This window comes from Solibacillus sp. FSL K6-1781 (genome assembly GCF_038630735.1).
Taxonomy (GTDB): Bacteria; Bacillota; Bacilli; order Bacillales_A; family Planococcaceae; genus Solibacillus; species Solibacillus silvestris.
On the sequence record NZ_CP152038.1, the window covers coordinates 127,501 to 130,000 of the forward strand.

General features: G+C 51.2%; 2 rRNA genes (both running past the window's edge). Both read left to right on the forward strand.

The features are described from left to right. Nucleotides 1–2,321 (forward strand): 23S ribosomal RNA (locus MHH37_RS00600) (it extends 608 nt beyond the left edge of the window). Between the two features lie 121 nt (nucleotides 2,322–2,442). Beyond that, a 5S ribosomal RNA gene (gene rrf, locus MHH37_RS00605) occupies nucleotides 2,443–2,500 on the forward strand; it runs 58 nt beyond the window's last position.

Consider the following 2,500-nt stretch of genomic DNA (forward strand, 5'->3'; position numbering starts at 1 on the left):
TTTTGTAGAATGAACCGGCGAGTTACGATTACGTGCGAGGTTAAGTTGAGAAGACGGAGCCGCAGCGAAAGCGAGTCTGAATAGGGCGAATTAGTACGTGGTCGTAGACCCGAAACCAGGTGATCTACCCATGTCCAGGGTGAAGGTGAGGTAACACTCACTGGAGGCCCGAACCCACGCACGTTGAAAAGTGCGGGGATGAGGTGTGGGTAGCGGAGAAATTCCAATCGAACCTGGAGATAGCTGGTTCTCTCCGAAATAGCTTTAGGGCTAGCCTCGTGATTGAGAATACCGGAGGTAGAGCACTGTTTGGACTAGGGGGGCATCTCGCTTTACCGAATTCAGACAAACTCCGAATGCCGGATATTTATACACGGGAGTCAGACTGCGAGTGATAAGATCCGTAGTCAAGAGGGAAACAGCCCAGACCACCAGCTAAGGTCCCCAAGTAATCGTTAAGTGGAAAAGGATGTGGCGTTGCTTAGACAACCAGGATGTTGGCTTAGAAGCAGCCATCATTTAAAGAGTGCGTAATAGCTCACTGGTCGAGTGACGCTGCGCCGAAAATGTATCGGGGCTAAACGATTCACCGAAGCTGTGGATGCATACTTTGAGTATGCGTGGTAGGAGAGCGTTCTAACAGCGTTGAAGTCAGACCGGAAGGACTGGTGGAGCGGTTAGAAGTGAGAATGCCGGTATGAGTAGCGAAACATGGGTGAGAATCCCATGCACCGTATGACTAAGGTTTCCTGAGGAAGGCTCGTCCGCTCAGGGTTAGTCGGGACCTAAGCCGAGGCCGATAGGCGTAGGCGATGGACAACAGGTTGATATTCCTGTACCACCTCCTCACCGTTTGAGAAATGGGGGGACGCAGTAGGATAGGGTAAGCACGCCGTTGGTTGCGCGTGTTCAAGCAGTAAGGCGTGTATGTAGGCAAATCCGCATACTATAACGTTGAGCTGTGATGACGAGCTCGTATGAGCGAAGTTCCTGATTTCACACTGCCAAGAAAAGCCTCTATCGAGGTGAGAGGTGCCCGTACCGCAAACCGACACAGGTAGTCGAGGAGAGAATCCTAAGGTGTGCGAGAGAACTCTCGTTAAGGAACTCGGCAAAATGACCCCGTAACTTCGGGAGAAGGGGTGCTTCTTTGGGTGCATAGCCTAGAGAAGCCGCAGTGAATAGGCCCAGGCGACTGTTTAGCAAAAACACAGGTCTCTGCAAAACCGTAAGGTGACGTATAGGGGCTGACGCCTGCCCGGTGCTGGAAGGTTAAGAGGAGCGGTTAGCGCAAGCGAAGCTGTGAATTGAAGCCCCAGTAAACGGCGGCCGTAACTATAACGGTCCTAAGGTAGCGAAATTCCTTGTCGGGTAAGTTCCGACCCGCACGAAAGGCGTAACGATCTGGGCACTGTCTCAACGAGAGACTCGGTGAAATTATAGTACCTGTGAAGATGCAGGTTACCCGCGACAGGACGGAAAGACCCCGTGGAGCTTTACTGTAGCCTGATATTGAATTTTGGTACAACTTGTACAGGATAGGTAGGAGCCAGAGATCTCGGAGCGCCAGCTTCGAAGGAGGCGTCGGTGGGATACTACCCTGGTTGTATTGAACTTCTAACCCATGCCCCTTAGCGGGGTAGGAGACAGTGTCAGGCGGACAGTTTGACTGGGGCGGTCGCCTCCTAAAGAGTAACGGAGGCGCCCAAAGGTTCCCTCAGAATGGTTGGAAATCATTCGTAGAGTGTAAAGGCATAAGGGAGCTTGACTGCGAGACCTACAAGTCGAGCAGGGTCGAAAGACGGGCTTAGTGATCCGGTGGTTCCGCATGGAAGGGCCATCGCTCAACGGATAAAAGCTACCCCGGGGATAACAGGCTTATCTCCCCCAAGAGTCCACATCGACGGGGAGGTTTGGCACCTCGATGTCGGCTCATCGCATCCTGGGGCTGTAGTCGGTCCCAAGGGTTGGGCTGTTCGCCCATTAAAGCGGTACGCGAGCTGGGTTCAGAACGTCGTGAGACAGTTCGGTCCCTATCCGTCGTGGGCGTAGGAAATTTGAGAGGAGCTGTCCTTAGTACGAGAGGACCGGGATGGACATACCGCTGGTGTACCAGTTGTCTTGCCAAAGGCATCGCTGGGTAGCTATGTATGGACGGGATAAGTGCTGAAAGCATCTAAGCATGAAGCCCCCCTCAAGATGAGATTTCCCATTACGCAAGTAAGTAAGACCCCTGAAAGACGATCAGGTAGATAGGTTCGAGGTGGAAGTGCGGTGACGCATGCAGCTGACGAATACTAATCGGTCGAGGACTTAACCACATTTTATTGCACAAATTCAATGAAACGTTTATCCAGTTTTGAAAGAATGAAATTTATTAAAAAAGTACTTGACGAATAGAAAAAGTATGATATAATGAATAATGTCTTTTAAAGAAAATAGTCTAGTGATGATGGCAAAGAGGTCACACCCGTTCCCATACCGAACACGGAAGTTAAGC